At 69.1% G+C, this 22925-nt stretch carries 24 protein-coding genes; 11 read left to right on the top strand and 13 right to left on the bottom strand.

Annotation, left to right across the window (positions count from 1 at the left end; genetic code table 11):
* Window positions 1-102: 102 nt before the first annotated feature.
* Window positions 103-1065, bottom strand: coding sequence for a hypothetical protein (locus A4A78_RS14640; protein WP_062950564.1), 963 nt, complete (start codon window positions 1063-1065; stop codon window positions 103-105).
* Window positions 1066-1126: 61 nt separating this feature from the next.
* Here A4A78_RS14640 and A4A78_RS14635 point away from each other — a divergent pair, with 61 nt between their 5' ends.
* Window positions 1127-2293, top strand: a complete 1167-nt coding sequence (locus A4A78_RS14635) for a benzoate/H(+) symporter BenE family transporter (protein WP_062950563.1) — start codon at window positions 1127-1129, stop codon at window positions 2291-2293.
* Here A4A78_RS14635 and A4A78_RS14630 read toward each other — a convergent pair.
* The 3 genes from A4A78_RS14630 to A4A78_RS14620 are packed head-to-tail and all read right to left on the bottom strand — an operon-like array spanning window position 2281 to window position 4664.
* A complete protein-coding gene (locus tag A4A78_RS14630) occupies window positions 2281-2655 on the bottom strand; it encodes a DoxX family protein (RefSeq protein WP_062950562.1) in 375 nt (124 codons plus the stop codon). The genes A4A78_RS14635 and A4A78_RS14630 overlap by 13 nt on opposite strands.
* Before the next feature lie 54 nt (window positions 2656-2709).
* Window positions 2710-3540, bottom strand: a complete 831-nt coding sequence (locus A4A78_RS14625) for a uroporphyrinogen-III synthase (RefSeq protein WP_062950561.1) — start codon at window positions 3538-3540, stop codon at window positions 2710-2712.
* 17 nt (window positions 3541-3557) lie between these two features.
* Entirely contained in the window at window positions 3558-4664 is a 1107-nt protein-coding gene (locus tag A4A78_RS14620) for an NYN domain-containing protein (RefSeq protein ID WP_062950559.1), read from the bottom strand.
* 629 nt (window positions 4665-5293) lie between these two features.
* Between A4A78_RS14620 and A4A78_RS14615 the strand changes: the two genes are divergently transcribed.
* Window positions 5294-6976, top strand: a complete 1683-nt coding sequence (locus tag A4A78_RS14615; RefSeq protein ID WP_062950558.1) for an HNH endonuclease signature motif containing protein — start codon at window positions 5294-5296, stop codon at window positions 6974-6976.
* 76 nt (window positions 6977-7052) lie between these two features.
* On the opposite strand, the gene A4A78_RS14610 is transcribed toward A4A78_RS14615, so the two are convergent.
* A complete protein-coding gene (locus A4A78_RS14610) occupies window positions 7053-7397 on the bottom strand; it encodes a cupin domain-containing protein (RefSeq protein WP_062950557.1) in 345 nt (114 codons plus the stop codon).
* Between the two features lie 98 nt (window positions 7398-7495).
* Here A4A78_RS14610 and A4A78_RS14605 point away from each other — a divergent pair, with 98 nt between their 5' ends.
* Complete coding sequence (locus A4A78_RS14605; RefSeq protein ID WP_062950556.1) at window positions 7496-7948, top strand: hypothetical protein; 453 nt, start codon at window positions 7496-7498, stop codon at window positions 7946-7948.
* Here the strand turns inward: A4A78_RS14605 and A4A78_RS14600 are convergent.
* Window positions 7887-8795 carry a LysR substrate-binding domain-containing protein gene (locus tag A4A78_RS14600; protein WP_062950554.1) on the bottom strand — a complete coding sequence of 303 codons (909 nt, stop codon included), beginning with the start codon at window positions 8793-8795 and terminating at the stop codon, window positions 7887-7889. The two genes, A4A78_RS14605 and A4A78_RS14600, sit on opposite strands and share 62 nt — an antisense overlap.
* A 62-nt stretch (window positions 8796-8857) precedes the next feature.
* On the opposite strand from A4A78_RS14600, the gene A4A78_RS14595 reads away from it, so the two are divergent.
* The 7 genes from A4A78_RS14595 to A4A78_RS14565 all read left to right on the top strand — a co-directional run bounded on the left by A4A78_RS14595 (window position 8858) and on the right by A4A78_RS14565 (window position 14274).
* Window positions 8858-9919 carry a YeiH family protein gene (locus A4A78_RS14595; RefSeq protein WP_062950552.1) on the top strand — a complete coding sequence of 354 codons (1062 nt, stop codon included), beginning with the start codon at window positions 8858-8860 and terminating at the stop codon, window positions 9917-9919.
* Window positions 9920-9966: 47 nt separating this feature from the next.
* Window positions 9967-10413 (top strand): molybdopterin-binding protein, encoded by a 447-nt coding sequence (locus A4A78_RS14590; protein ID WP_062951257.1) that lies wholly within the window; start codon window positions 9967-9969, stop codon window positions 10411-10413.
* Window positions 10410-11180 (top strand): molybdate ABC transporter substrate-binding protein, encoded by a 771-nt coding sequence (gene modA, locus A4A78_RS14585; protein ID WP_062950550.1) that lies wholly within the window; start codon window positions 10410-10412, stop codon window positions 11178-11180. Before A4A78_RS14590 ends, modA begins: the two co-directional genes overlap by 4 nt.
* Entirely contained in the window at window positions 11177-11947 is a 771-nt protein-coding gene (locus A4A78_RS14580; RefSeq protein ID WP_062950548.1) for an ABC transporter permease, read from the top strand. The genes modA and A4A78_RS14580 overlap by 4 nt, the downstream gene beginning before the upstream one ends.
* Window positions 11944-12951 (top strand): sulfate/molybdate ABC transporter ATP-binding protein, encoded by a 1008-nt coding sequence (locus tag A4A78_RS14575; RefSeq protein WP_062950546.1) that lies wholly within the window; start codon window positions 11944-11946, stop codon window positions 12949-12951. The genes A4A78_RS14580 and A4A78_RS14575 overlap by 4 nt, the downstream gene beginning before the upstream one ends.
* Entirely contained in the window at window positions 12948-13562 is a 615-nt protein-coding gene (locus tag A4A78_RS14570; RefSeq protein WP_062950544.1) for an endonuclease III, read from the top strand. The genes A4A78_RS14575 and A4A78_RS14570 overlap by 4 nt, the downstream gene beginning before the upstream one ends.
* Window positions 13563-14025: 463 nt before the next feature.
* On the top strand, window positions 14026-14274 hold the full coding sequence (locus A4A78_RS14565) for a hypothetical protein (protein ID WP_062950543.1): 249 nt from the start codon (window positions 14026-14028) through the stop codon (window positions 14272-14274).
* Here A4A78_RS14565 and A4A78_RS14560 read toward each other — a convergent pair.
* From A4A78_RS14560 to A4A78_RS14530, 7 genes are all read right to left on the bottom strand, one after another.
* Window positions 14240-15277 carry a DUF3644 domain-containing protein gene (locus A4A78_RS14560; RefSeq protein ID WP_062950541.1) on the bottom strand — a complete coding sequence of 346 codons (1038 nt, stop codon included), beginning with the start codon at window positions 15275-15277 and terminating at the stop codon, window positions 14240-14242. The two genes, A4A78_RS14565 and A4A78_RS14560, sit on opposite strands and share 35 nt — an antisense overlap.
* 43 nt (window positions 15278-15320) lie before the next feature.
* Window positions 15321-16190 (bottom strand): hypothetical protein, encoded by an 870-nt coding sequence (locus A4A78_RS14555; RefSeq protein WP_062950539.1) that lies wholly within the window; start codon window positions 16188-16190, stop codon window positions 15321-15323.
* Entirely contained in the window at window positions 16190-17107 is a 918-nt protein-coding gene (locus tag A4A78_RS14550; RefSeq protein ID WP_156488640.1) for an S-4TM family putative pore-forming effector, read from the bottom strand. Before A4A78_RS14550 ends, A4A78_RS14555 begins: the two co-directional genes overlap by 1 nt.
* A gap of 6 nt (window positions 17108-17113) precedes the next feature.
* On the bottom strand, window positions 17114-17935 hold the full coding sequence (locus A4A78_RS18005; RefSeq protein ID WP_197466692.1) for a hypothetical protein: 822 nt from the start codon (window positions 17933-17935) through the stop codon (window positions 17114-17116).
* A gap of 4 nt (window positions 17936-17939) precedes the next feature.
* The gene (locus A4A78_RS14540; RefSeq protein ID WP_082835360.1) at window positions 17940-19880 is read right to left on the bottom strand and encodes an SNF2-related protein; all 1941 of its coding nucleotides are present in this window, start codon (window positions 19878-19880) and stop codon (window positions 17940-17942) included.
* A 405-nt stretch (window positions 19881-20285) separates the two neighbouring features.
* The gene (locus A4A78_RS14535; protein ID WP_062950534.1) at window positions 20286-20630 is read right to left on the bottom strand and encodes a hypothetical protein; all 345 of its coding nucleotides are present in this window, start codon (window positions 20628-20630) and stop codon (window positions 20286-20288) included.
* A 145-nt stretch (window positions 20631-20775) separates the two neighbouring features.
* Window positions 20776-22473, bottom strand: coding sequence for a hypothetical protein (locus A4A78_RS14530; protein WP_062950532.1), 1698 nt, complete (start codon window positions 22471-22473; stop codon window positions 20776-20778).
* 85 nt (window positions 22474-22558) lie between these two features.
* On the opposite strand from A4A78_RS14530, the gene A4A78_RS14525 reads away from it, so the two are divergent.
* On the top strand, window positions 22559-22925 hold a 367-nt coding region (locus A4A78_RS14525), incomplete at its 3' end, for a hypothetical protein (protein WP_156488639.1).

Genomic DNA, 22925 nt, shown 5'->3' with positions numbered 1-22925 from the left:
CGCACCCGCACAGGGGTGGCCCGCACTGTATCGGCCCGTCGGCGCGGCCGGGGCGGGTTCGCGCACGCCGGCCGTCACGGTGATCGAACTGTGACCCGGCCCTCAGCCCTCGCCCCACCAGCGCAGCACCCGCAGCGCCTGCAGGGTCAGCCACGGCGAGGGCTCCCCCACCGGGACGTCGACCTCGAACCAGACCGCACCGGGCAGGCGGTGCTGCTGGAGCCAGGTGCCATCCTCCTGCTGCGCGTCGAGGACGGACCGGGCGGCGTCGGCCATCCGCGGATCGCGCAGATCCCGCTCGCGGAAGTGGTCGAGCGCCCGCAGCGCGGAGTAGATGTGCCGCGGCGGGTACAGGAAGTGCTCCACCCAGGGGCCGACGATCTCCCCGGTGCTCTCCCGGCGCATGAGGCGCCGCTGCAGGAGATACTCCTCCGCCTCGCCCCTCGCGGCGCGCAGCACGGGCGAGCCGCCCGTGGCCTGCTCGTGCACGTGCAGGGCCCGCAGCACGTTCAGGGTCGAGTGGAAGCTCGCGCGCGTCGAGCCGTCCTCCCATTCGCAGTTCCAGCCGCCCTCGTCCATGCGGTGGGCGAGGAACCAGCGGGGCAGGGCGGAGACGTCCGCGTCGAGCCAGAGGCCGTTGGCCAGCGTCATCGCGTTGATGCAGCAGTCCACCTCGCCGCCCCAGTAGGGCAGGGAGGGGTCGTGCTCCCAGTGCGCGTGCTCGGCGAGCTTCGCGGCGGTGTCGCGCTCGATGAGCGGGGCGGGGTCCATCCCCCATTCGCGCAGCGTGGTCAGGGACCAGGTGGTCGCGGTCCAGGGCTGGCCGGGCAGCTCGAGGTTCTCGGGGTCGTCGAAGAACCCGGCGGGGAAGAACGCGCCCCCGGCCCACAGCCCGGTCTCCGGGTCCTGATGGTCCAGCAGCCGCGCCCCGAAGCCCTCGTGGGGGATGCGCGCGCGGGTCGCCTCCCACACCTCGGGCGGCTGGTCCAGCAGATCGCGCTCGACCTGCCAGCGTAGGGAGGGGTCGGTGTCGAGGAGCCAGGAGACGACGTCGGTGGGAGCCACCCTGGGATCCTCCCCGCGAACCGCGGCGCGGGCAACCCCGCCCGCCGCCTAGTCTGCGCTCATGCTGCGCCCCGTCTCGGCCGGGATCATCTCCGGTCTCGTCGCGTTCACGAGCTCCTTCGTCGTCGTCCTCGCGGGTCTCGAGGGGGTCGGCGCCTCGCCCGCGCAGGCGGCGAGCGGACTGCTCGCGGTGAGCGTGCTGATGGGGCTGTGTTCGATGCTGCTGTCGCTGCGCACCCGTCTGCCGATCACGGTGGCGTGGTCCACCCCGGGCGCGGCGCTGCTCGCGGCGACCGGCGCGGTGGACGGCGGCTGGCCCGCCGCGGTCGGTGCGTTCGTGCTGGTCGGGGTGCTGATCGTGCTGACGGGGCTGGTGCCCGCCCTCGGCGCCCTGATGGCCCGGATCCCGACCCCGATCGCGCAGGCGATGCTCGCCGGGGTGCTGTTCCAGCTGTGCCTGGGCCCGGTGCTCGGCGTGGCGGCGAATCCGCTCGCGGTGGCGCCGGTGATCGTGGTGTGGGCGCTCGCGCAGCGGCTCTCACCGCGCTGGGCCTCCCCGCTCGCGTTCCTCGCCGCGAGCGTCGTGATCGTCGTGTCCCTGGCGGCGGCGCCCTCCCCGTCGGCCGCTCCCCCGCTGCTCCCGGCGGTGGAGCTCACCGTCCCGACGCTGACCGTCGGCGCGGTCGTGGGGGTCGCGCTCCCGCTGTACCTGGTGACGATGGCGTCGCAGAACGTGCCGGGCGTGGCGGTGATGCGGAGCCTCGGCTATGAGGTGCCGTGGCGGGCGTCGATGGTGACCACCGGTCTCGGCACGATGATCGGCGCGCCGCTCGGCGGGCACGGCGTGAACCTCGCCGCGATCACGGCCGCCCTCGCGGCCGGGCCGGAGGCCGGAGAGGATCGGGACCGGCGCTGGATCGCCTCGACCGCCTCGGGCGTGGTGCTGGTGCTGTGCGGTCTCGGTGCGACCGCCTTCGCGCAGCTGATCGCGCTCGCGCCGGAGGGCGTGATCCCGGCGGTGGCGGGGCTCGCGCTGCTGGGCACCTTCGTGGCCTCGCTGCGCTCCGCGCTCGCGGAGCCCGAGGAGCAGCTCCCCGCCGGGGTGACGGTGCTGATCGCCGCCTCGGGCATCGCGGTGGCGGGGATCAGCGCGGCGTTCTGGGCGCTGCTGGTCGGGCTGGCGCTGCGGGCGCTGCTGCGCCGGCCCGGCAGGGCTCAGAGAGGGTAGGGCCCGAAGCGGGACCAGGCCACCACCACCGACCCGAGCGCCAGGAGCATCGAGGGGAGCATGGCACGGAACGGGTCGCCGCGTCGGGCGTGCACGAGCGCGGCGAAGACCATGGTGATCGCGAGGCCAGCGGCCGCCAGCGGCACCAGGATCGTAGCGATGCCGGTGAGGGCGGGGACCACGAGGCCGAGCGCGCCGAGGATCTCCAGGGCGCCGATGCCCTGGACGACGCTGTGGGGGAAGTCCTCGGCGTAGGGGGTCTTCTCGATCTGCTGCTCGCGCGGTGCGAGGAGCTTCATCGCGCCGCTGGCCACGAAGACCGCGGCGAGGGCGAAGGCGAGGATCCACAGGAACGTGTTCATCGGACGACCTCCTTGTCCCGGGCGCCCCAGTATCCCCCTCCCCACCTCCTGCTGTCAGGAGAGTGCGGCGAAGTGCTGCACGACGGTGCGCACGAGGGAGCCCGTCCTCGCCCGCTCCGCCTCCAGGACGGGCAGGTCACGGGCGGTCAGCGCCGCGGAGGTCACGGGGCCGACGCTCGCGAGCACCAGCTCGCCCGCCCGGGCGCGCTCCCGCACCGCGCCCAGGGTCCCGGCTCGTGCGGCGGCGTCGAGCCAGCCGGTCGCGCCGGGCGCGGAGGTGAACAGCACGGCGTCGGCCCCTCCGGCGCCGGCGAGCTCGACCGCGCGGGTGAGCGCGGCGGGATCCGACGGCGGCCCCCAGCGGTAGACGGTCAGGCTGACCACCTCGGCGCCGTGCGCGGTGAGCAGCTCGTCGAGCCCGTCGTCGCCGGAGCCGTGGTGCTGGACCGCGATCCGCAGACCGGCGACGCCGCTGCGCAGCAGCTCCTCGCCGAGCTCGGCCGCGGTCTCGGAGGTCGCGACGTAGACGCTGTCCAGGCCCGCCCCGCGCACCGCGCCGTGGGCCTTGGTGCCGCGGGAGTGGATGCGGGAGGCGCCGAGCGCGGCGCGGAGGTCCTCGCCGAGCCCGGCGGCGTCGGCCGCCTCGAGCCAGCCGCGCATCCCGACGCCGGTGAGGACGACGGTCGCGTCCGGCGGCGCGGCGATCAGCGCTCGGGTGCGCTCGAGCAGCGTCTCGTCGTCGACGTGCGGGATCGTGGACATCGCGGCGGCGGGCACGACCCGCGCACCGTGCCGTTCGAGGGCGGCGGCGAGCTCCTCGGAGCGGCGGTCCACGGCGGTGATGACGGTGCGTCCGGCCAGGGCGTCGGAGAGCAGGGTCGTCATGGCGCGCCGGTGCCCCGTCAGTCCTTGGCGCGCACGAGGCGCTCGTGCCCGGTCTCCTCGAGCACGGCGATGTCGGAGTTCGCCTTGAGGAACTCGGAGAAGGAGCGGTAGCCGAGGGCCTTCTCGCTGAAGGAGGGGTCCATGCGGCGCATGTGGGACTTCACGGCCGAGCTGTGCAGCCATTCGCTGTCGCCGCGCCCGCCGAGCTGGAGGGCGCGCTCGAGCAGGCGGGTGGCCAACTCGCGGGGGTCCTCCTCGCCCTCGTCCTCGAGCGTGTCGTCGAGGCGGTCCTCGATCTCCTGCGAGGCGGTGCTCGCGGCGCTGTCTGCGCCGCTGTGCCGGCCGCGGCCGCCGCGGCGCGAGCCGGAGCCGCCGCTGTTCTCGGTGCTCTCGGTGCTGGTGGAGCTCTCGGTGTTCTCGGTGCTCTCTGCGCCGTCGGTGCCGTCCGTGCTGTCGGCGCCGCCCTGGCCGCGCCGGCTGCGGGAGCGCGAGGTCCCGCGTCCCTCCTCGTCCCCGCCGCCGAGGCGCCGGGAGCGGGAGCGTGCGGGGGCGGAGGGCCGCTCGACGCCGGGGAGGTTCTCGTAGGACTCGAACTCGTCGCAGGCGGCGGCGAGGGACTTCGCGGTGGAGCCGGCGACGCCGAGCGCGATCACGTAGCGGCCGAGGCGGCGGCAGCGCTGGGCGAGGGGGACGTAGTCGGAGTCCCCGGCGACGATCACGACGTGGGTGAGGTCGGGCAGGAGGTAGAGGTCCTCGACGGTGTCGACGGCGAGCCGGATGTCGGCGCCGTTCTTGGCGTAGGCCGCGGCGGGGAACAGCTGGACGAGGTCGACGGCACGGGCCACGAGCTGACTGCGGTAGACGGCGTTGACCGGCGAGGACCAATCCGCGTAGGCGCGGGTGAGGGTGAGGGACCCGAAGGAGGCGGCGAAGTCGATCACGGCGCCGACGTCGACGGTCGCCTTCGCGAGCCGCTCGGCGATCTCGGGCTCGGTGGGGTCCTCCGCGATGCGATGGCGGTCGCGGCTGTACGCCTGCCGCCCGTGCACCCGGTCGTACCAGGACATGACGATGTTGTCGAAATCGAGATAGACCGCAACGCGGGGATCCTGTGGGTCAGCCATGCCCCCAGTCTGCCTGGTCGTGGGGAGGACGCGCGAACTGTGGGGTGCGATGCGGCGTGCGCCGCGAGCGTGCGGCGTGGAGGGAGAGTCGACCGGTCGGTCCCGCGCGCCGGCGGCCGATGGGGAGCGGGCGGCGGAAGGCGGGAGGCCGGCAGCGGCGGGTGGACGACGGGAGGGCACGGGAACGGAGGGCGGGAGGATGCGCGAGCGGAGGGCCGTTGCGCGCGACCCGACGAGGGGTCGCGCAATATCGCCGGGCACCTTCCCGAGTTGCCCGAAAGCTATTCCCCGAAAGAGATCGAGCGCATTTCGGAATGGGACCTCGACAGCGATTCCGCCTGATGCGCACCGAATGAACAACAAGAAGACTCGAGACACACCCCCACGCGACACGCCCTACACCCCACCCCCGACAGACGACGGACTCACAGCTCAGATTGTGGATGACGCACCCGAGCTCCCTCCATCGGAACACGACCTCCCCTCCCCACACCTCACTTTTCCACACCCCGCACACACCATTCTGTGGATACTCCTGGGGAACATCCGAAACTCATCCACACACCTTTCTTCTGTCACACCGACGCCGTAGTCTCGAGATATTCCAGGACGACCGAGGGGGTGGGGACATGAGCACCGCGACGAGCACGCCGGCGAGCGCCGGCGACGACGACATCCACCGCTCCGACGTCGATCGCTCCGACATCGACGGCCCCGCCCTCGACCCTGCCGCCCTCGCCTTCCTCGACTCCCTCCCCTCGCGACTGCGCGTCGTCCGGGCTCGCGCGGCGCGCACGCGGGAGGACCTCCCCTCACGCTCCGGCTGCGAGGAGGACATGCGGCTCGGCGAGGCGGCCCAGCGGGTCTGGGACGCGGAGACGGCGAGCGCCCGCGCCCTGGCCGCGCGCCTCCGCGCCCTCGCCGCGCTGATCGAGTCCGAGGGCGGGGACTGCGCGGATGACGTGGACACCCTCCGCGCCGCGATGGCGCTGCGGGTGACGCACGGCGTCGCGCACCGGGAGCTCCTGGCGGCGCACCGCGCGGTGGACCAGCTGCCGCGCACGCTCGCACGCCTGGAGGCGGGTGCGCTGCCCAGCTGGTGGTTCCAGAAGGTGCTGCGCGAGTCGGAGGATCTCGGCGACGAGTCCCGGAGGCTGCTGGATGCGGCGCTCACCGCCTGGCCCGCCGACATCCCCGTCGAGCGATTCCTGACCCTGCTGCGCGCGCTGGTGCGGCTGCTCGCCGAGCGAGAGCAGGCACAGGCGAAGCCGGAGGAGACGCTGCCACGCGAGGTCGAGCTCACTCCTGACGGTCGCGCCGGGACCGTAGCGGCGTCGCTGCGCGGGCCGATCCCCGAGGTCCTGGCGTTCTGGAAACGTCTGGACGAGACCGCACATGCGATCCAGGCAGCACAGCGCAGCGCCCTGCGGGAGGGGACCGAGATCCCCTACGACCTCGACGGCATCGCGAGCGCGACCCAGCGCCCCGTGCCGCTCGACCGGCTCCGCTACGACCTGATGCTGAACGCCGAGTTCGACACCGACGGGGTGCGCGTGCCCGCGCCGCGCTTCCGCCTGAACGTCACCGTGCCGGTTTTCACCCTGCTGGGCCTCTCCGACGCCCCCGGCATGCTCGAGGGCACGATCCCGCTCCCTCCCGCGGTCGCGCGGGAGATCGCGGGCGGCGAGAGCGTCTGGTACCGGATCCTCACCGATGCGTGCACGGGCGCCTTCCTGCCGCTGCCCCCGGACCGCTATCCGCCGACGCAGGCGATGCTCGAGCACCTCCGCCTGCGCAGCTCGGCCTGCGCGGTGCCCGGCTGCACGCGACCGGTCTCCTGGGCCTCCGAGGCCGACCACATCGAGGAGTTCGACCACGCCGACCCTGCCCGCGGAGGTCGTACTGAGCTCGAGAACCTCCACCTGCTGTGCTGGCAGCACCATCAGGCGAAGACCGCCGGCGACCTCGACCCGACCAGGCTCCCCGCCCCGGCGCGCGGGCCCGAGCCCGGTGAGGGACGCGGTCCGGGACGCACGCGCTGGCGGATCGGCACCCGCGGCGAGCAGGTCATCACGGCCGACGACATCGACCTCGGCACGCGACTCGCCGTCGAGGACCTCGACCGTGCCTGGCGGGCCTACGTCGACCGCCGGACGGCGCCGTCGCCACCGCCGCCTCCGACACCACCTCAGCCGACGTCACCACACCCGACGGCAACACCGACTCAGGAGGGGCCGCCCGGCCCGGGTGAGCCGACTGCGCGAGGTGCGGAGCACGAGAGGCCTCCCTACGAGGATCCGCCACCCTTCTGACGTGCTCCCTCACGTCGAACAGCGTCACGCGCCACTGCGGCGTCCCGTCCGGACGCGGGTGACCGCTGCATCGCGCTCAGTCTCGCGGCCCCTGGATCGTCAGCGACCGGCGGCGCCGGTGCACGGTGAGGTACTCCAGTCCGTCCTCCCCCGCCCGGAATCCGCGCACCGTGCGGCGGGGCAGCAGCGCGACGTCCCCGGCACGCAGCGGCTCCTCGCCGTCCTCCGTCGTGAGCACGCCGTCGCCGTGCACCACGTGCACGAGCGTGTCCACCTCGGCGCCCACATGGGCGGGGATCTCCTCCCCCGCGGGCAGGCGGATCAGGTTGGAGTCGAGCTCGCGCTCGGGCACGGCGATGGACCAGACGGCGCCGCGACGCGGTTGTTCGGGCTGCTCCGCGGTGTTGGTGAGGATCGGCATGTCGCACCCTTCCGGCTCTCGATGTCGCCTCCGAACGTACCCCGGCCGCACCCTCGGGCCGATGCGGCGCGGAGGGGTCGCAGGAGAGGCTCGTCAGCATGAGCCACGACCGCACCCGCCGCCTCCCCGTCCTCGCCCTGCTCGCTCTCGCCCTGCTGGGCATCCCACGCGTGGTCCTGCACGATCTGGACCAGCTCCACGAGGGGACGGCCGTGAACCTGGTCTTCGTCGCGGTGCCACTGCTGGTGTGGGTCGCCGTGGTGCTGGCCTGTCGCGTCACCCGACCCTTCACCACACTGCTGCTCGTGGGGCTGCTGCACGGTGCGATGCTGGTCGTGACCCATCAGCTGCTGTGGAACGCCGCCTTCGACGGGGCCCCGCCGCAGCTCGGCGGGAACGTCGCGGGCCTCGACCCGACCACGCAGGCGATCATCCTGCGCCTCGCCTCGGTGCCCTCCGGCCTGGCGACGGGCGCGCTGCTCGGCGCGATCACCGGGGCGGCGGCGTGGCTGCTGTCGCGACGGCGACGAGATCCGCTGCCGGGCCGCTGAGCCGGCGGGGCCCGTTCCACACCGCGGTCAGCGGGCGGCGCAGACGGGATCCCGCCAGCGGCACCCGCAGCAGCTGCCCGCTCTCGAGCTCGGAGCGGACGGCGAGCATGCTGAGCACCGCGGGCCCTGCGCCCGAGGCGACGGCGATGCGGACGGCGGCGTTGCTGCCGAGCTCCTGGACGGGCGGGGTCCCGCCCGCCGCGGGGACGAGCTCCTCGAAGGCGTCGCGCGTGCCGGACCCTCCCTCGCGCACCACGAGCGGGGTCGAGGCGATCTCGTCGAGCCCCAGCGGCCCCTCGCGCAGCGCCCAGGGATGCTCCGGGGCGACGACCACCACGAGCTCGTCCTCGCGCAGCGTCAGCGTGTGCACGTCCCGCGGGAGGCGGGGCGTCTCGACGAAGCCGAGCCGCAGGTGCCCGTCGTGCACCCCCGCGAGGACCTGGGTGGAGTTGAGCACCTCGAGGTCGACCCGGGTGCGCGGGCTGCGGCGGCGCAGCTCGGCCAGCCAGGCGGGCATCAGGTGCTCCGCGATCGTCATCGACACCCCCACGCGCAGCTCCTGCACGCCCTCCTCACGGCTGTGCCGCAGCCAGTCGGAGAACTGCTCGGCCGCCTCGAGCAGCTGCCGTGCCTGCGCCGCGTACAGCAGCCCTGCGGAGGTGGGACGCGAGCCTCGCGGGTCGCGCTCGAGCAGGGCGGTGCCCGCCTGCGCCTCGAGCTGGGCGATCATCCGGCTCGCATTGGGCTGATGGATCCCGGCGCGCCGGGCGCCGGCGCCGAGCCCGCCCTCGTCCACCACGGCCACGAACAGGGCGAGGGCCGACAGGTTCGGCAACGAGGATGGCATATCAGAACTATATGCCCTGCTGGTGAACTGCCGACTACCGGCAGGTCAGAGGCGATGGAACCGTGGACGCCATGCCCTCCACCCCCTCACGCACCCTCTCCTCCGGCACCGCCCCCTCGACATCGACGCCCTCGACGCCCCCGGCCCCCTCGATCCTGCCGGGCCTCGCGCTCCCCCTCGGCGTCGCGGTCGTCTCGATGCTCGTCGCCCCGCTGCTGCCGGGGATCAGCGCCCTGGTCCTCGCGATCGTCGTCGGCGTGGTGCTCGCGAACGTCGTCCCGCTCCCCCGGGCCGTGGCGCCGGGTCTCGCGATCGCCTCGAAGAAGCTGCTGCGCGCCGGGATCGTGCTGCTGGGACTGCAGGTCGCGCTCGGCGACCTGGCCTCCCTCGGCATCGGGATGCTGCTGGTCGTGGTCGCGGTGGTGGGGGTCGGGATCCTCGGGACCGTGCTGCTGGGCCGGCTCGTCGGCGTCGGCCGTCACCTCACCCTGCTGATCGCCTGCGGGTTCTCGATCTGCGGCGCGGCGGCGGTCGCGGCGGCCGCCGGCGTCACGGATCCGGACGACGAGCGCGAGGAGGACACGGTCACGGCCGTGGCGCTGGTGGTGCTGTGCGGTTCGCTGATGATCGTGCTGGTGCCTGCGGCCGCCGCGCTGCTGGGTCTGCACGGCGAGACCGCCGGCCTCTGGGCGGGCGCCTCCATCCACGAGGTCGCCCAGGTCGTCGCCGCGGGCGGCGCGATCAGCGGGGGCGCGGCGCTGACCGTCGCCGTGATCGTGAAGCTCGCCCGCGTGCTGATGCTCGCGCCGGTGATGGCGGTGATGTCGATGCAGCAGCGCCGGCACGGCGCGAAGGACGGGAAGCGGCCGCCGCTGGTGCCGCTGTTCGTGGTCGGCTTCCTCGCCATGGTGCTCGTGCGCTCCTTCGTGGCGCTCCCCGAGCCGGTGCTCGAGGCCGGGTCGCTGCTGCAGACCCTGCTGCTGGCCGCGGCGATGTTCGCGCTCGGCACCGGGGTGAGGATCTCGCTGCTGAAGCAGGTGGGGCTGCGCCCCTTCCTCCTCGCCGCGCTCTCGACGGTGCTCGTGGCCTCGGTCGCGCTCGGCGGGGTGCTGCTCGTCGCCTGAGGACCTCCGTCCCGCACACCCGCATCTGCGCGGCTATGGTGTCCGTCATGACGCAGATGCGGGTTCGTGATGCCGCCACCTTCCTCGGGGTGAGCGAGGACACCGTGCGACGGTGGATCGAGAAGGGGACCCTCGAGGCGTCCCAGGACGCGAGCGGCCGGAAGGTGCTCGAGGGGGTCGAGGTGGCGCGCCTCGCCCGGGAGCTGGCGGTGACGCCCGAGCTGCACGGCGCGACCGCCTCCTCCGCCCGGAACCGCTTCACGGGCCTGGTCACCCAGGTCGTCATGGACACCGTGATGGCGCAGGTCGAGCTGCAGTGCGGCCCCTTCCGCGTCGTCTCGCTGATGAGCAGCGAGGCCGCCCGGGAACTCGGGCTGGAGCCCGGCAAGGTCGCGAGCGCCGTCGTGAAGGCCACGCAGGTGGTGATCGAGGCGGAGCCGGAGCCCGCCGCACCCGCCTTCGGCCCCACCCCCACCGAAGGAGACGCCCTGTGAAGACCCTGCTCCGCTCTACGGCCGCCGCCGCGGCGATCGCGCTGACCGCCGCCGCCTGCGGCTCCGGCGGCAGCGCCGAGGACCCGGCCGCCGCACCGGTCACCCTCCACGTCTTCGCCGCCGCCTCCCTGCAGGAGCCCTTCGAGGAGCTCGGCGAGCAGTTCGAGGCCGAGCACGAGGACGTCACGGTCGAGTTCAGCTTCGCCGGCTCCTCCACGCTGGTCGAGCAGATCCAGCAGGGCGCCCCGGCCGACGTCTTCGCCTCCGCGGACACGAAGAACATGGACAAGCTCACCGACGCCGGCCTCGAGGCCGAGCCCCCTGTCGACTTCACGACGAACACGCTGAGGATCGCGGTGCCGGCCGGGAATCCCGCGGGCGTCACGGACCTCGCCTCGCTCACCGGCGACCTGAACCTCGTCGTCTGCGCGCCGGAGGTGCCGTGCGGCGCGGCGACCACGACCGTCGAGGAGGCGGCCGGGCTCGAGTTCCAGCCCGTCAGCGAGGAGCAGTCGGTCACGGACGTGCTGAACAAGGTCACCAGCGGCGAGGCCGATGCGGGCCTGGTCTACGTCACCGACGTGGAGAAGGCCGGCGACGCCGTCGAGGGGATCGACTTCCCCGAGGCACAGGAGGCCGTGAACACCTACCCCATCACCACCGTGGACGGCTCGGCGAACCCGGAGCTGGGCCAGGAGTTCGTCGACCTCGTCACCGGCGAGGAGGGCCGGGAGATCCTCGCCGGATACGGCTTCGGCGGCGCATGAAGACCCTCCCCCGCTGGATCCTGCTGCCGGCCGGGCTCGGTGCGCTGTTCGTGATCCTGCCGCTCGCGGCGATGGCGCTCCGGGTCGAGTGGAGCGACTTCTGGGGCCTGATCACCTCGGAGTCCTCGCTGGCGGCGCTGCGGCTGAGCCTGCAGACCTCGCTGGCCAGCGCCGCGGCCTGCGTGATGCTGGGCGTGCCGATGGCGCTGCTGCTCGCCCGCTCGGACGGCCGCGCCGTCTCCCTCCTCCGCTCCCTGGTGCTGATCCCGCTGGTGCTGCCGCCGGTGGTCGGGGGCATCGCGCTGCTGTACACCTTCGGGCGGCAGGGCCTGCTGGGCCGGCACCTGGAGGTGATGGGGGTCCAGATCGCGTTCTCGACCACCGCGGTGGTGCTCGCACAGACCTTCGTGGCTCTGCCCTTCCTGGTGCTCAGCCTCGAGGGGGCGCTGCGCACGGCCGGCACCCGCTACGAGCGGGCCGCCGCCTCGCTCGGGGCGCGCCCCTCCCGCGTCCTCACCCACGTCACGCTGCCGCTGGTGCTGCCCGCCCTGCTCTCCGGCACCGTGCTCTCCTTCGCCCGTGCGCTCGGGGAGTTCGGCGCGACGATCACCTTCGCCGGCTCCCTGCAGGGCACCACCCGCACCCTGCCGCTGGAGATCTACCTGCAGCGCGAGAGCGATCCGGAGGCCGCGGTGGCGCTCTCCTTCGTGCTGATGCTCGTCGCGATCGCGGTGATCGCCCTCGCGCATCGGAGGCGGAGCGCATGAGCCTCGTGCTGCGCGCCGCCGTCGCCGAGCGCGACGTCGAGCTCGACCTCGAGGTCGCGAGCGGCGAGACCCTCGCCCTCGTCGGCCCGAACGGCGCCGGGAAGTCGACCGCGCTCTCGCTGATCTCCGGGGACCTGCGCCCCAGCTCCGGCTCGGTCTCCCTCGACGGCAGGATCCTGGCCGACGAGCGGACCTGGGTGCCGCCGCACCACCGTCGCGTCACCACGCTCAGCCAGGACCCGGTGCTCTTCCCGCACCTCACCGCGCTCGGGAACGTGATGTTCCCGCTGCGGGCCCAGGGCGTCCCGCGCCGGGAGGCGCGTCGACGGGCCGAGGTGCATCTCGCGCAGATGGGCCTCGCCGATCTCGCCGCCCGCCGCCCCGCCCAGCTCTCCGGCGGTCAGGCGCAGCGGGTCGCGATCGCCCGGGCGCTCGCGGCGGATCCTCGCCTGCTGCTGCTGGACGAGCCGATGGCGGCGCTGGACGTCGACGTCGCGCCCGCGCTGCGCGAGCAGCTGCGCGGATTCCTCGCCGATCGCACGGCGATCGTCGTCACCCACGACGTGCTCGATGCGCTCTCGCTCGCAGATCGCGTCGTGGTGCTCGAGCAGGGCCGGGAGGTCGACGCGGGGCCGACGACCGAGGTCCTCGCCCGGCCGCGCTCGGCCTTCGCGGCGCGGCTGGCGGGGCTGAACCTCGTCGCGGGCCGATGGGACGGGCGCCGGATCGAGCTCGACAGCGGCGGCCGCCTCGCTGCACAGAGCCCTCTCAGCCCCGGCACCGCAGTGCTCGCCGCCTTCCGCCCCGCCGCGGTGCGCCTCGCCGAGCAGGGGCTCCCCCGCACCGTCCGCTCCCTGACCCCGCACGGCGACCTGGTCCGGGTGCGCACCGAGGATCTCGCCGCGGACCTGTCCCCGCAGGACGCCGCCGCCCGGCATCTCGCCCCCGGCACGATGGTGCATCTCGCGGTCGCCCCTGAGGACGTGACAACCTACCTCGCATGATCGACCTGCGCGCCCTGCACCGCGAGCTGCTCGACCGGCACGGCCCGCAGGGCTGGTGGTGGCCCGGCGAGGAGCCCTTCGAGATCGCGCTCGGCGCGGTGCTGGTCCAGCGCTCCCGGTGGGAGCAGGCGGCGCAGGCCCTCGCCGCACTCACCGCCGCCGGACTGCGCGAGCCCGCCCGGCTCGCGTCGGCCGACGAGGAGCACGTGCGGGAGCTGGTCCGCCCGGCCGGCTTCCCGCGCACGAAGCCGCGGCGCGTGCAGGCGCTCGCGGCGTGGTGGGCCGGCCGTGCCGCGGCCGCCGACGAGCTGGACGACACCGCCCTCCGCCGAGAGCTCCTCTCCGTCGAGGGCGTCGGCGAGGAGACGGCCGATGCGATCTCGCTGTACTGCTTCGCCCGGCCCGCCTTCCTCTGCGACGAGTACGCGCGGCGGGCCCTGCGCGAGCGCGGCGCCGAGGTCCCGGGCACCTACCGGGCCTTCGTCCGTGCGCTCGTCCCGGCGCTCGAGGAGGCGGCCTTCACCGTGCCGGAGCTGGCGGAGCTGCACGGCCTGATCGTCGAGGAGGGGAAGCTCAGAGCGCGTCCAGCAGCTCCCGCACGGCGAGGTTGAACGGATCCAGATCTTGAGTGTGCAGATCTCCGACGCGCTCCCCGGCCCCGGTCGCCGGCAGACAGCGGATGCGGGTGCAGAGGAAACCCCCTTTGGTCCCGGTCCCCATAACCAGCAGGGCCCGCGCTCGAGCGCACGCATCGCGCCGCCCGAGCGCCTGCGCACGATCCTGCGCCAGCCGGTGCGCTGAGCCTCCCGACACAGCAGAAGGGCCCCGGCTCTGCCGGGGCCCTTCTGACGAGTCACTGTCTCACGAGATTCTCGAGTGGGGCTCCTACGGACTTACTGCAATCGTAACGAGACAACCCGGCAAACGGGTGGTCTGGTCGCGGAGGACAGGGGTCAGGCCGGAGGCGTAGCCCCGCAACGCACCCCTCGATCTCCGCAACCCGCACGGGCAGGCAAGCAGTTGCCTGCTGAGACGGAGCGCGCCATCGCAGCCGAGTACCAAGCGGGGCAAACGATGAAAGCGATCGCCTCAGCGCACCGCATCCACCGCGTGACTGTCAGCGAGGTGCTCGACCGCACAGGCACGGCGAAGCGGCCGAAGGGCATGAGTCCGAGCCAGATCGACATGGCCGCTCGGCTCTACGAGTCTGGGCTCTCGCTCGCCAGCGTCGGCGCGCAACTCGGCTTCAATGCGACTACTGTTCGCACGATGCTTTTGCGGCACGGCATCACAACGCGCGACTCTCACGCCCGGGAGAGGTGATCTTCGGAGGACGCGTCCGCAAGTGCTCCCGGTACTCAGCACGGATCGCGTCGTACTGCTTGTCAGTCAACGATGCCAAGTAGCTCACGGCGTCGCCCGACCAGACGTGTGTGACGCCGTTACTGTGCTTCCAAGCATATTTGGTGTTCTCGCGCAGCGACTCCTTCCAGCAGATCGCCTGGTAGTCATACGTCGTCAGCTTCCGCCCAGCGTGCTTCTCGTTCACTTTGTCCAGCAACTCCGTCGTGCTGAACGGATGCGTCTGGTTCGGGTCTGTCTTGCGCAAGACAACCTGGCCGTCCGCGGTCGGCGACACGGCGACGACGAGGTCAGCACTGGTCATCTTCTTCACTGACTGCATATTGATGTCGTAGACCGTCGCCACGCGCGCCAAGTCCTGACCTGCAGATTCGACGTCATCCATGAGGTGCCGCAGCTCATCAATGAACTCCTGCACCTCGGCCACCATCGTGGCGTTCTTGTCGACCTTCATGAATTGCACCGCATCGGCGGGCGCCGTCGCGCCCAGCGGCAACAGCTGCCACGTCATCGAATCGGCCAGATCCTTCTTGAACTTTGCCAGCATGAAGTCCCGGTAGTTCAGGACGTTCTGCTGCAGGAAGGGATAGACCACCGCGCCCAACCCCTGCGCATTATAGAGATGGATCGCCCGGTCTCGATACTCGGCCAGTGCCTTGATGTTGGCGGTCACCGCGGCGCCGTCGATTCCGGCAGGCCAGAGATTACTGGCGGCTACCCTTCCCAGGGCATCGTCTAGCCCAACCGAACGGTACCGTTCGCCGCGTTGCTTCGGGTAGAAGATCGAGCGCTTCTTCTGCCGGAGCGTCGCCTTGAGCGCCAGCTCCCAGGCGTTGACAATGAGCATGACCGTGACCTCATCACGGTACGTCATCTGCGGCTTGTTGTAGACCTCGACCGCTGCCAGCATCGCCGCCAGCGAATTGTCGACCAGCCGCTTGATCGAGACGTATGGCGCGCTCATCGGTTGCTCCTTCTGGTGCCCGGCAGGTTCCTCGCTGAGCCGTCTAGTTCGGGAAAGTGGAGCCGAGGATGATCCGCCAGAGGCGCTTGGCCTCGTCGTGGTCGCCCCGCGCTTCTGCCTCGTTCGCTCGCCGTGCGCGATCGGCCGCCGAAGAAAGCGCCGTGAGTAGCTCTTGGCGCGCGCTCCAGGTCAGGTAGCCACCGAGACGGCCGCCCTGCTTGCCTGGATCATTCACGTCCAGCCAGTTCGGCGTCCATTCAAAGAAGCGTTGTAACGCGCTGCGGTGGTTTCCTCCCAGGTTCTTGAACATACTGGCAGAAGCGGTCTCAAGGTGGAAGGATCGCATTCTCTTTGAGTGCACGCGGTTCCACGCTTTCGCTAGGCGCACGAGCGGAGCCAAGTGGTAGCCAAGAGCGCGGTGTCGCTCGTCAAACCAATCCTTCGCAACCGTGGGTGCCGTGAGGATCCATCCGCCTGTACCGTCAGGCAGATGATAAACGCCGTCTCCACGAGAGAACACGGGAGCAACGTCCACATGCCCGCCGGTCTTGTAGAAGACGCGAACTGCCTGTCCTCGCGTGCCGACCTGCTGGATCAGCGTCCCGCTGTAGGCATCGCGAACTCTGTAGATAAACGCGTGGGAGTCATTCCAATACTTGTCCCACGCCTTGTTGACATTGCTAAACACAGCCAGCACGTCAATGTCATCCAGCGGGCGAATGATCGTGTTTTTCGAGGCGGACCCCATGAGGATTCCGCGTGCGTACGGCATATCCGAAGCTGAAGGGAACTTGGCCGAGAGCTTCTCGTCGACCGACTTCTTACGGGCAGGAATGAAGCTCGTGCGTTGATACTCGGTGGCCGTGATGTCCTCGAGAAACTTGTCAAACGCTTGCCGCGTGGTGAGAGACATCAGTCCTCGTCCTTTCGAGATCGCGTCTGTTCGGCAATGACCTTCGCACCTTCGGTCATTTCGTCCTCCGTTCGCGACCGCAACAGCCAATACAGCCAATCTGGCACCAGGGGCGAGTCGCGCCGCAACGCGAACAGTTGAGACTGCCAGGTCAGGAGGTGGTCGGGTGGGACGGGCGTATCAGTCGAGATGGCATCCTGAATCTCGTTCGCGATGGCGCGGCGTTGCTTCCCCGCAGTCCGTACACGGAGCCACTCATCTACAGCGTCCAGGAACGGAGGCAGAGTGGGGAGCGCCACCACCAGCAGGAACGTGAGCAAATCGAACTTACTCGCGATCCCTATGGCGAATGCTACGAGGATCCAAGCAATCAGGAGCGCCGCCCATAGGGTCGCGTTCTTCGTCAGGAGCGTCTGCGCGTACACGAGGTTTGCACGTTGCGAGATCGCGATCGCAGTGCCGCCATCCACGTCCTTCCGCACCGGATACCAGTCCTTCAGACTCTCGTCTGAGTAAAGCTTCCTTCGTTGCGTCCGGCCGCCCGTCAGCCTGCGAACTTCCTCTGGGACAAGCCGTGGTTCGCGAACAGCAATAACGGGCATGCCGAATATGGCAGTGTCAAACTGCTCCTGTGCTGACGCGGCGCGCTCCACGTAGCGCTGCTCGATGTGCTTGAAGAGCAGTCGATTCAGCACGAACCAGCTCGCCGCGATGGCCGCCATCGGGAGCGCGGCTTCTTGCCAGATGGCCGTCAAGATCGGGGCGGCGATCGCGACGACACCGACACCGAAGCCTCTTATACCAGACCAGACTTTAGCGATTGAATACAGTTTCCGTTGCGCGAGTAGCAGCCGAAGATTTGAATCGGTGTTCTGTGCGTCGGCGATCTGATGGGCGGTTGGCGGCGAGTATGTCATGTCGCCCTACTCGTTGAAGAGCAGCTTCAGCTGCGCGATCGCGTTCACGTGGTCGCCGTCGCCCGCGTACTCTTTCGCCTTGCGAGCGCGGGTGACCGCCATTGATAGTTTCGATAGCGCTTCAGTTCGCTTCGCATCCGAAGAGCACGCCCCAAACCGCGAGCTAAGCCCGGTTGGATCATTCATCGAAGCGAGCGCGACGTTCTCGAGATGCTTGAGCGCCCCGTGCAGGTCGAACAGCACGGCGTAGGTCGACTCGCCGCTGAGGTACTTGGCGGCGCGCATCTCGAGATAACACGAGGAGACCGGCACGTCCCGCAAGTACTTCCAAATCTTGAGCTGACGCGCTAGGGCCTTCGCCGCACCGTTGTGCTTCGCGTTGATCTCATTGACGTACTTGTTGTGCTCCGTCGGATGGGTTTTCATCCATCCACCAGTAGGATCGGGGATCCAATAGCCGTTGTCGTAGAAGGCTGGCACCACTTCAACGATGCTTTCGCTGAAGTAGCAGACAACAGCAGGTTGACGGATAACGATCGTCGTAGACTTGAATCGCTCTTGAAGAGTCTCCTTGACATTAGTAAGAGTCGTCCACGGAGACGTCGGCCGGCTACCCTTGAGCGAGACCAGATAGTCAGCATCGCTATACAGCCAGACACCTGTGCCGTGACGCAACGAACCAATCTCAAACATGCCAAAAATGCCGAGAAAGGCATCGAGACGCGACTCGATTGCTGCGCGATGGCTCCTTGCAGCATCGAACTGTGTTGATGACGGGATGTACCTCCGCGTCAGATCATCAATCCAGGTGTAAGCATTTGCCGTCATCGCGCTATATCCGCCACTTTCCGGGCACTGAGACCGCGTAGTCCGGCACGCCGATCGCCTCGAAGTGCTGCTTTGCGGCCTTGATTTTGGCGTTCTCTGTCGGGCGGCGCTTGATCTCGTCTTCCGTGCTCTTCGTCTCGCGGATCATGTAGACGCGCTCCTCACCGTCCTCGTGCTTCACTATCGCCCAGTCCGGGTTGTACGGGCCGACAGGGGTATCGATCTTGAACTTGTCGGGCAGCTTCATGAAGAACTTGATGTCCTCGCGGCCGTCGAGCAGTTCCGCGAACTGGCGCTCGGGGTCGGAGTCGTAGACGACGTAGTCGAAGTCCGACTTGTCCGCGTTCTCCAGCTTGTACATCTGGTCGAGGAAGCGTTCCTTCTCCTCCTCACCGTCCTTGCGCAGCTCACGCAGCTCGTAGACGGAGCCTGCGATCTTCTCGTACTGCACGCCGTCGACGACGAGCTTCGCGAGCTCGGTCTGCATGAGCCGCTTCGTCATCGCGATGAACTCGCGCAGCCGACCGCTGCCGACGAGGACGTCGACAATGGTCTTGCGGGTAAGGGAAGTGGCCTCCTGCAGCTCCCCGATGATGTCCGGCAGCTCGTAGCTGCCTCGGAGTTCCTGCTGACGCGTCCCGAGTTCCTGGCCCTTCGCGCCGCCGCGAAGCACCTTCACGCCCGCGCGGGTGACCTGGATGCGCAGCGGGTCGATGTCCGGTGCTTCCTTGATCGCGCTGACCGAGTTCTCAATGATCTGGTCACGTTCCACCTCGACGCGGTACGTCGTGCGGCGGCTGATCGTCTCCCAAGACTTCTCGAACTCCGGGTTCGCGAACAGCTCCTTGTTGAGCTTGCGGGAATGGCGCTTGCTCTTCGGCTTCACGTACTTGCCGATGTTGGCGCGGCCGACCAGCTCGATGACGAACGGCTCGGCCCACATGAAGTCGACGGGCATGTTGAGGCTGAAGTCGAGCGTGTTCGGCTGGAACTTCGGCTGCACAACGCCGTCCTTGTCGATGAACTTCTGCGTGAGCAGATGCTCCCAGATCGACACGGAGCCCTCGTAGCCGAGGTTCTCATCGGTAAGCGAACCGTCAGGGTTCTGCAGTGGGATCTTCGAGAACTCTGCCTTGCGCACACGCCCGATCTCGGCGCCCGCGTCCTTGTACTCCTTCTGGAGCGCTTCGGCGAACTGCTTGTACGACTCGTTCGCCACCACAGTCAGCGTCGCAATGCCGCGATCGGCGACACGCTCATAGCCACCCGCGCTCTTGGCGACAGGCAGGCGCAGACCACGTCCGAGCGTCTGGCGGCGCTCCGTCTCGGCGCCCATCTCGCGCAGGGTGCAGATTTGGAAGACGTTCGGGTTGTCCCAGCCCTCGCGCAGGGCAGAGTGGCTGAACACGAACCGAGTCGGCTCATTCTCGTCGAGCAGCCGTTCCTTCTGCTGCATGATCAGCTCGTAGGCGACCACCAGATCCCACGACCTCAGCAACGAGGTCTCGTGGCGGAGGACGAAGTCGTACGAGCAGATGAGCACCTCGGCGGCGCGCGTGTCCGTCCTTGCCAGTACCGAGTCCTTCGACTTGGCGTCGAGGATCGTGGATGGGATGAGGAACTTCTCGTACAGCTCCTGCTTCCACTGCTGACGCAGGCTCGAGGGCGCAATGATCAGGATGCGCCGCTTGAGTTCAGCCCAGTACTGGGAGATGACGATGCCCGCCTCGATCGTCTTGCCGAGGCCGACCTCGTCCGCCAGGATCACGCCCGGCAAGAACGGGGTTTGGAGCGCGAAGAGCGCCGCGTCGATCTGGTGCGGCTTAGGCTCAACCTGCGCGTCGAACAGCAGGCCGGCGAGCTTGCCGACGTGATCGTTGGCGTAGCTGCGCTGCAGCTCGTAGGCGAAGTACTTCGCCTGGTAGTCGGTGAGGGGAGCCGTCATCGGCGGCCCTTCCGGGTGGGGCAGGGCAGACACATGGAAGCTGCGGCGGCCGGGCGGCCGTCGCAGCGGATCGATCCGGCCGCTCTGCGCTCCATCAGGTCATGCTCCTCCGCGCCAGCGGCGCGATCTTAAGTTGTGCTCATAGTGCCGTGTCCAACGGTACCGGGGACCTCCGACACGTCGAGCGTGGCGCGTCTACCCGGGCGGGTTGGGGCTGTCGCAGGCGGGAGCGGGGCGGCTCGACCGGGACACTGCGATCTGCCCCCATTTTTGCACACTTTTGCATTCAGAGGAATATCACTTCATAGGCTGCCGCGACGATAGAGGCGACGAGCGCGTTGGTGGCAGCAGCCGTGCCGGAGGAGAACTCGCGTTCTCGACTCCGGGCACGGCTGCCGGGGTTGTTCAGGAGTCCGAAGACGCCTGCTTGGTGGAACGAGTCGACGGCTTCGCACCCTTGGCGTTACCGCCAAGAACGGCCTCGATCGCGCTGCGCCGGGTGGCTGCTTCGCGTTCGATGTCGGCTCGTACTTGCTCGGCACGCTTGAGCACAGCCGGGTCGGGCTTGGACTTGTCGACCCAGTGCTCCAGCGCGTACCGCGTCTCTTCGGTGAGAGAGCGGTCGTTGAGCTGGGCGAGGATCTCGAGCTGCGCTCGGGTTCCATCGCTCATCCGGACAGAGAGGGGACGGAGTGGCCCCATCCCGTTCTCCGTGATGCCGCCGGTTCCGGCGACAGACTTCTCGCTCATAGCGAGACCTCCTTCGTGCGAGCGGCCCGCGATCCTGGACGGATCACGTTCAAGCCGCAGGGCACGAACGAGGTGAGGACTGATTATGACGAAGAAGGCAGCAGAGTCAATGGTCCGTTCGGGACGTTGTGAAAACTACGGCGAATCAGGAGCGATCCTCCGCGTGCGGCCGTAGGGCCCTGGTGTTCGAGAACAGCACCATCGTGATCCCGGCGCTCTTGCTGCCGTTGTCGGTGAAGATCCGCACGAGCCTGTCCGTCACCGGCCAGTAGATTCCTTGCCCGTAGTCGTAGAGCGATGCCTTCTGCGCCTTGATGCGGAAGCGCACCAGGCACTCGCCACCTGGTGCGTACGACCCGAGTAAGTAGTAGCCGAAGCTGTCCGGGTCAGGTGTGAAAGTCTTCCAGCCGCCGCCGGTCTTGCTGTTGCAAATCTCGATCGTATTGCCGTAGTAGTGGAACGCCTTCGGGAGCTTCAGCAACTCGAGTCGGACGTTGTCCTGCTGCACAGCACCAGTGTTTCTGTAGTTCACGCGCGTCTCGATCACTTCGCCGGGCTCCAGCTCGATCCGCTCCCGGTATGGCTCGCGTTGCACTTGGCCTGGCAGGTAGGGTCGCGCCGCAAGCGTCAAGGTGAAGTCCGGCTTGTCGAGTACGAAGTCGAACGTGACGACCGCCAGTTTGTCTTGCTCGGTCGGCAGCACCCCGTCGGCGCTCCCATCGTGACCTATGAGCACCCCCTCGTCCTTGAAGAGCTCGTGCGCATCCAGTGGCGTTCGGTTGTCCGTCCCATCCGTCGCCCACAGCGCGGCAGAGTTGGGGACGACGCGCAGGGCCACAGCCGAGTCCGGCTCGGGCAGCGCGATGACGCTCGAGTCCCAGATGACTGCCTGCTCGATATTGTCCGCGCGCAGCTCAGCGGAGAGGCGAGCAGATCCAGTGAAGCGGCCCTCACCTTTGACGCGGACACGTACGTTCCTGGCGGTCGCGTCGGAATGCTTCGGGTCGGCGTCGTTGCTGACCCAGATCATGCCCCGGTACGTCCGGCCTGGTTCTACCACGATGTCCGACGTCGGGATGGTCAACAGCTGGCCGGCCTCGTTCACCTCCGCAACCCGAAAGAAGCTCGTGGTATCACCGAGTTGCGGATGGTCGTCTCGCGAATTCAGTACAGGGTGGTCTGGCCGCAGGTCGTGCAGCCAGGTGTTGCGCGGTGGGCCCCAGCCGCCCTTGGCCGCGGGCATGAAGCGGCCCTCGTCTCCGTCGGCGCGCTCGTATTCGTAATGCTTCCATAGCTTGCGCATGGTCGGCTTCGAGTCGAGCAGAGCGACGAGTTGGTCGCGGAGCGCTCCAGCGACGGGCAAGCGATGCGGGCTACTGGACTGGAAGGGCCGCCGAAAGGTGCCGAGCCGCGAGGCATGCGCGGCGTACATCTGGCGTGCGCCCTTTCGGCGCGTGAGGAACTCCTCGAGGGTCTCCGCATTACTCTTCACTCCCGACTTGTCCTGCCGCGTCAGCGCATAGAACCTCTCGAGCGTCGTACCAATCTCCCTCTCCGCCGTACGCTCGTCGTCGTAGTCACCCAGAACGAGCAGGTGACGGGCCGCGATCAAGGGCTCCACTCGCTCCGGCTGCTTCGGGGCTGTCTGTACGGCTTGGACGATCAGAAACCAGGCGAAGCCTGGGTCGCCGAGCACGGCACCACCGGATGCCTCCCGCGCACGTGCAGCAGCGAGCCTGTTGAGGGTCTGCGTGTCACTGGTGTCGCGTGGCAGCTCATCCGCACCGAAGAGCAGGTGCTCCAGCTCGTCTCGAAGAGCGGCACGCTCAGAGGGAGAGATCATGTATTGATTATCAACTATTGACAAATGACAGACGATAGTTCACGATACGCACCGGGTTGGCTTCCAATTGAAGGGAGGCCATCCCATGGCCCATCACTATTCCATCCATTACGTCCCGACGGTGCGTGGCGCCGTCATCGGATTCGACCACTTCACGCGCGACGCCGACTACGTCAGCCTGGCGCTCGATTCCCTCGACGTTTTGGACGGCCGGGCTCCGAGCTGCACGCTCGACCTGGTCTATCTGTGGCTCGTCGCCTCCACGACCTCGGACGAGGACCGTGAGGAGTACTTCAACCGGGGAAACGCATCGCAAGCGATGCCGTTCTACCTCTACTGCGAGACCTACGAAATCTTCTTGCAGGCAGCACTCGTGATCAGCGACGCATGGTCGAACGGAGTGTTCGAACGCTCGCTCTTCGCGTCTGAGTTCCCTGGGATCGTGACAACGT

The organism is Brachybacterium sp. sponge (assembly GCF_001613775.1).
In the GTDB taxonomy this organism is placed as follows: Bacteria; Actinomycetota; Actinomycetes; order Actinomycetales; family Dermabacteraceae; genus Brachybacterium; species Brachybacterium conglomeratum.
Note: the sequence above shows the minus strand (reverse complement) of the source record. Positions and strands in the feature narration are given on the sequence as shown.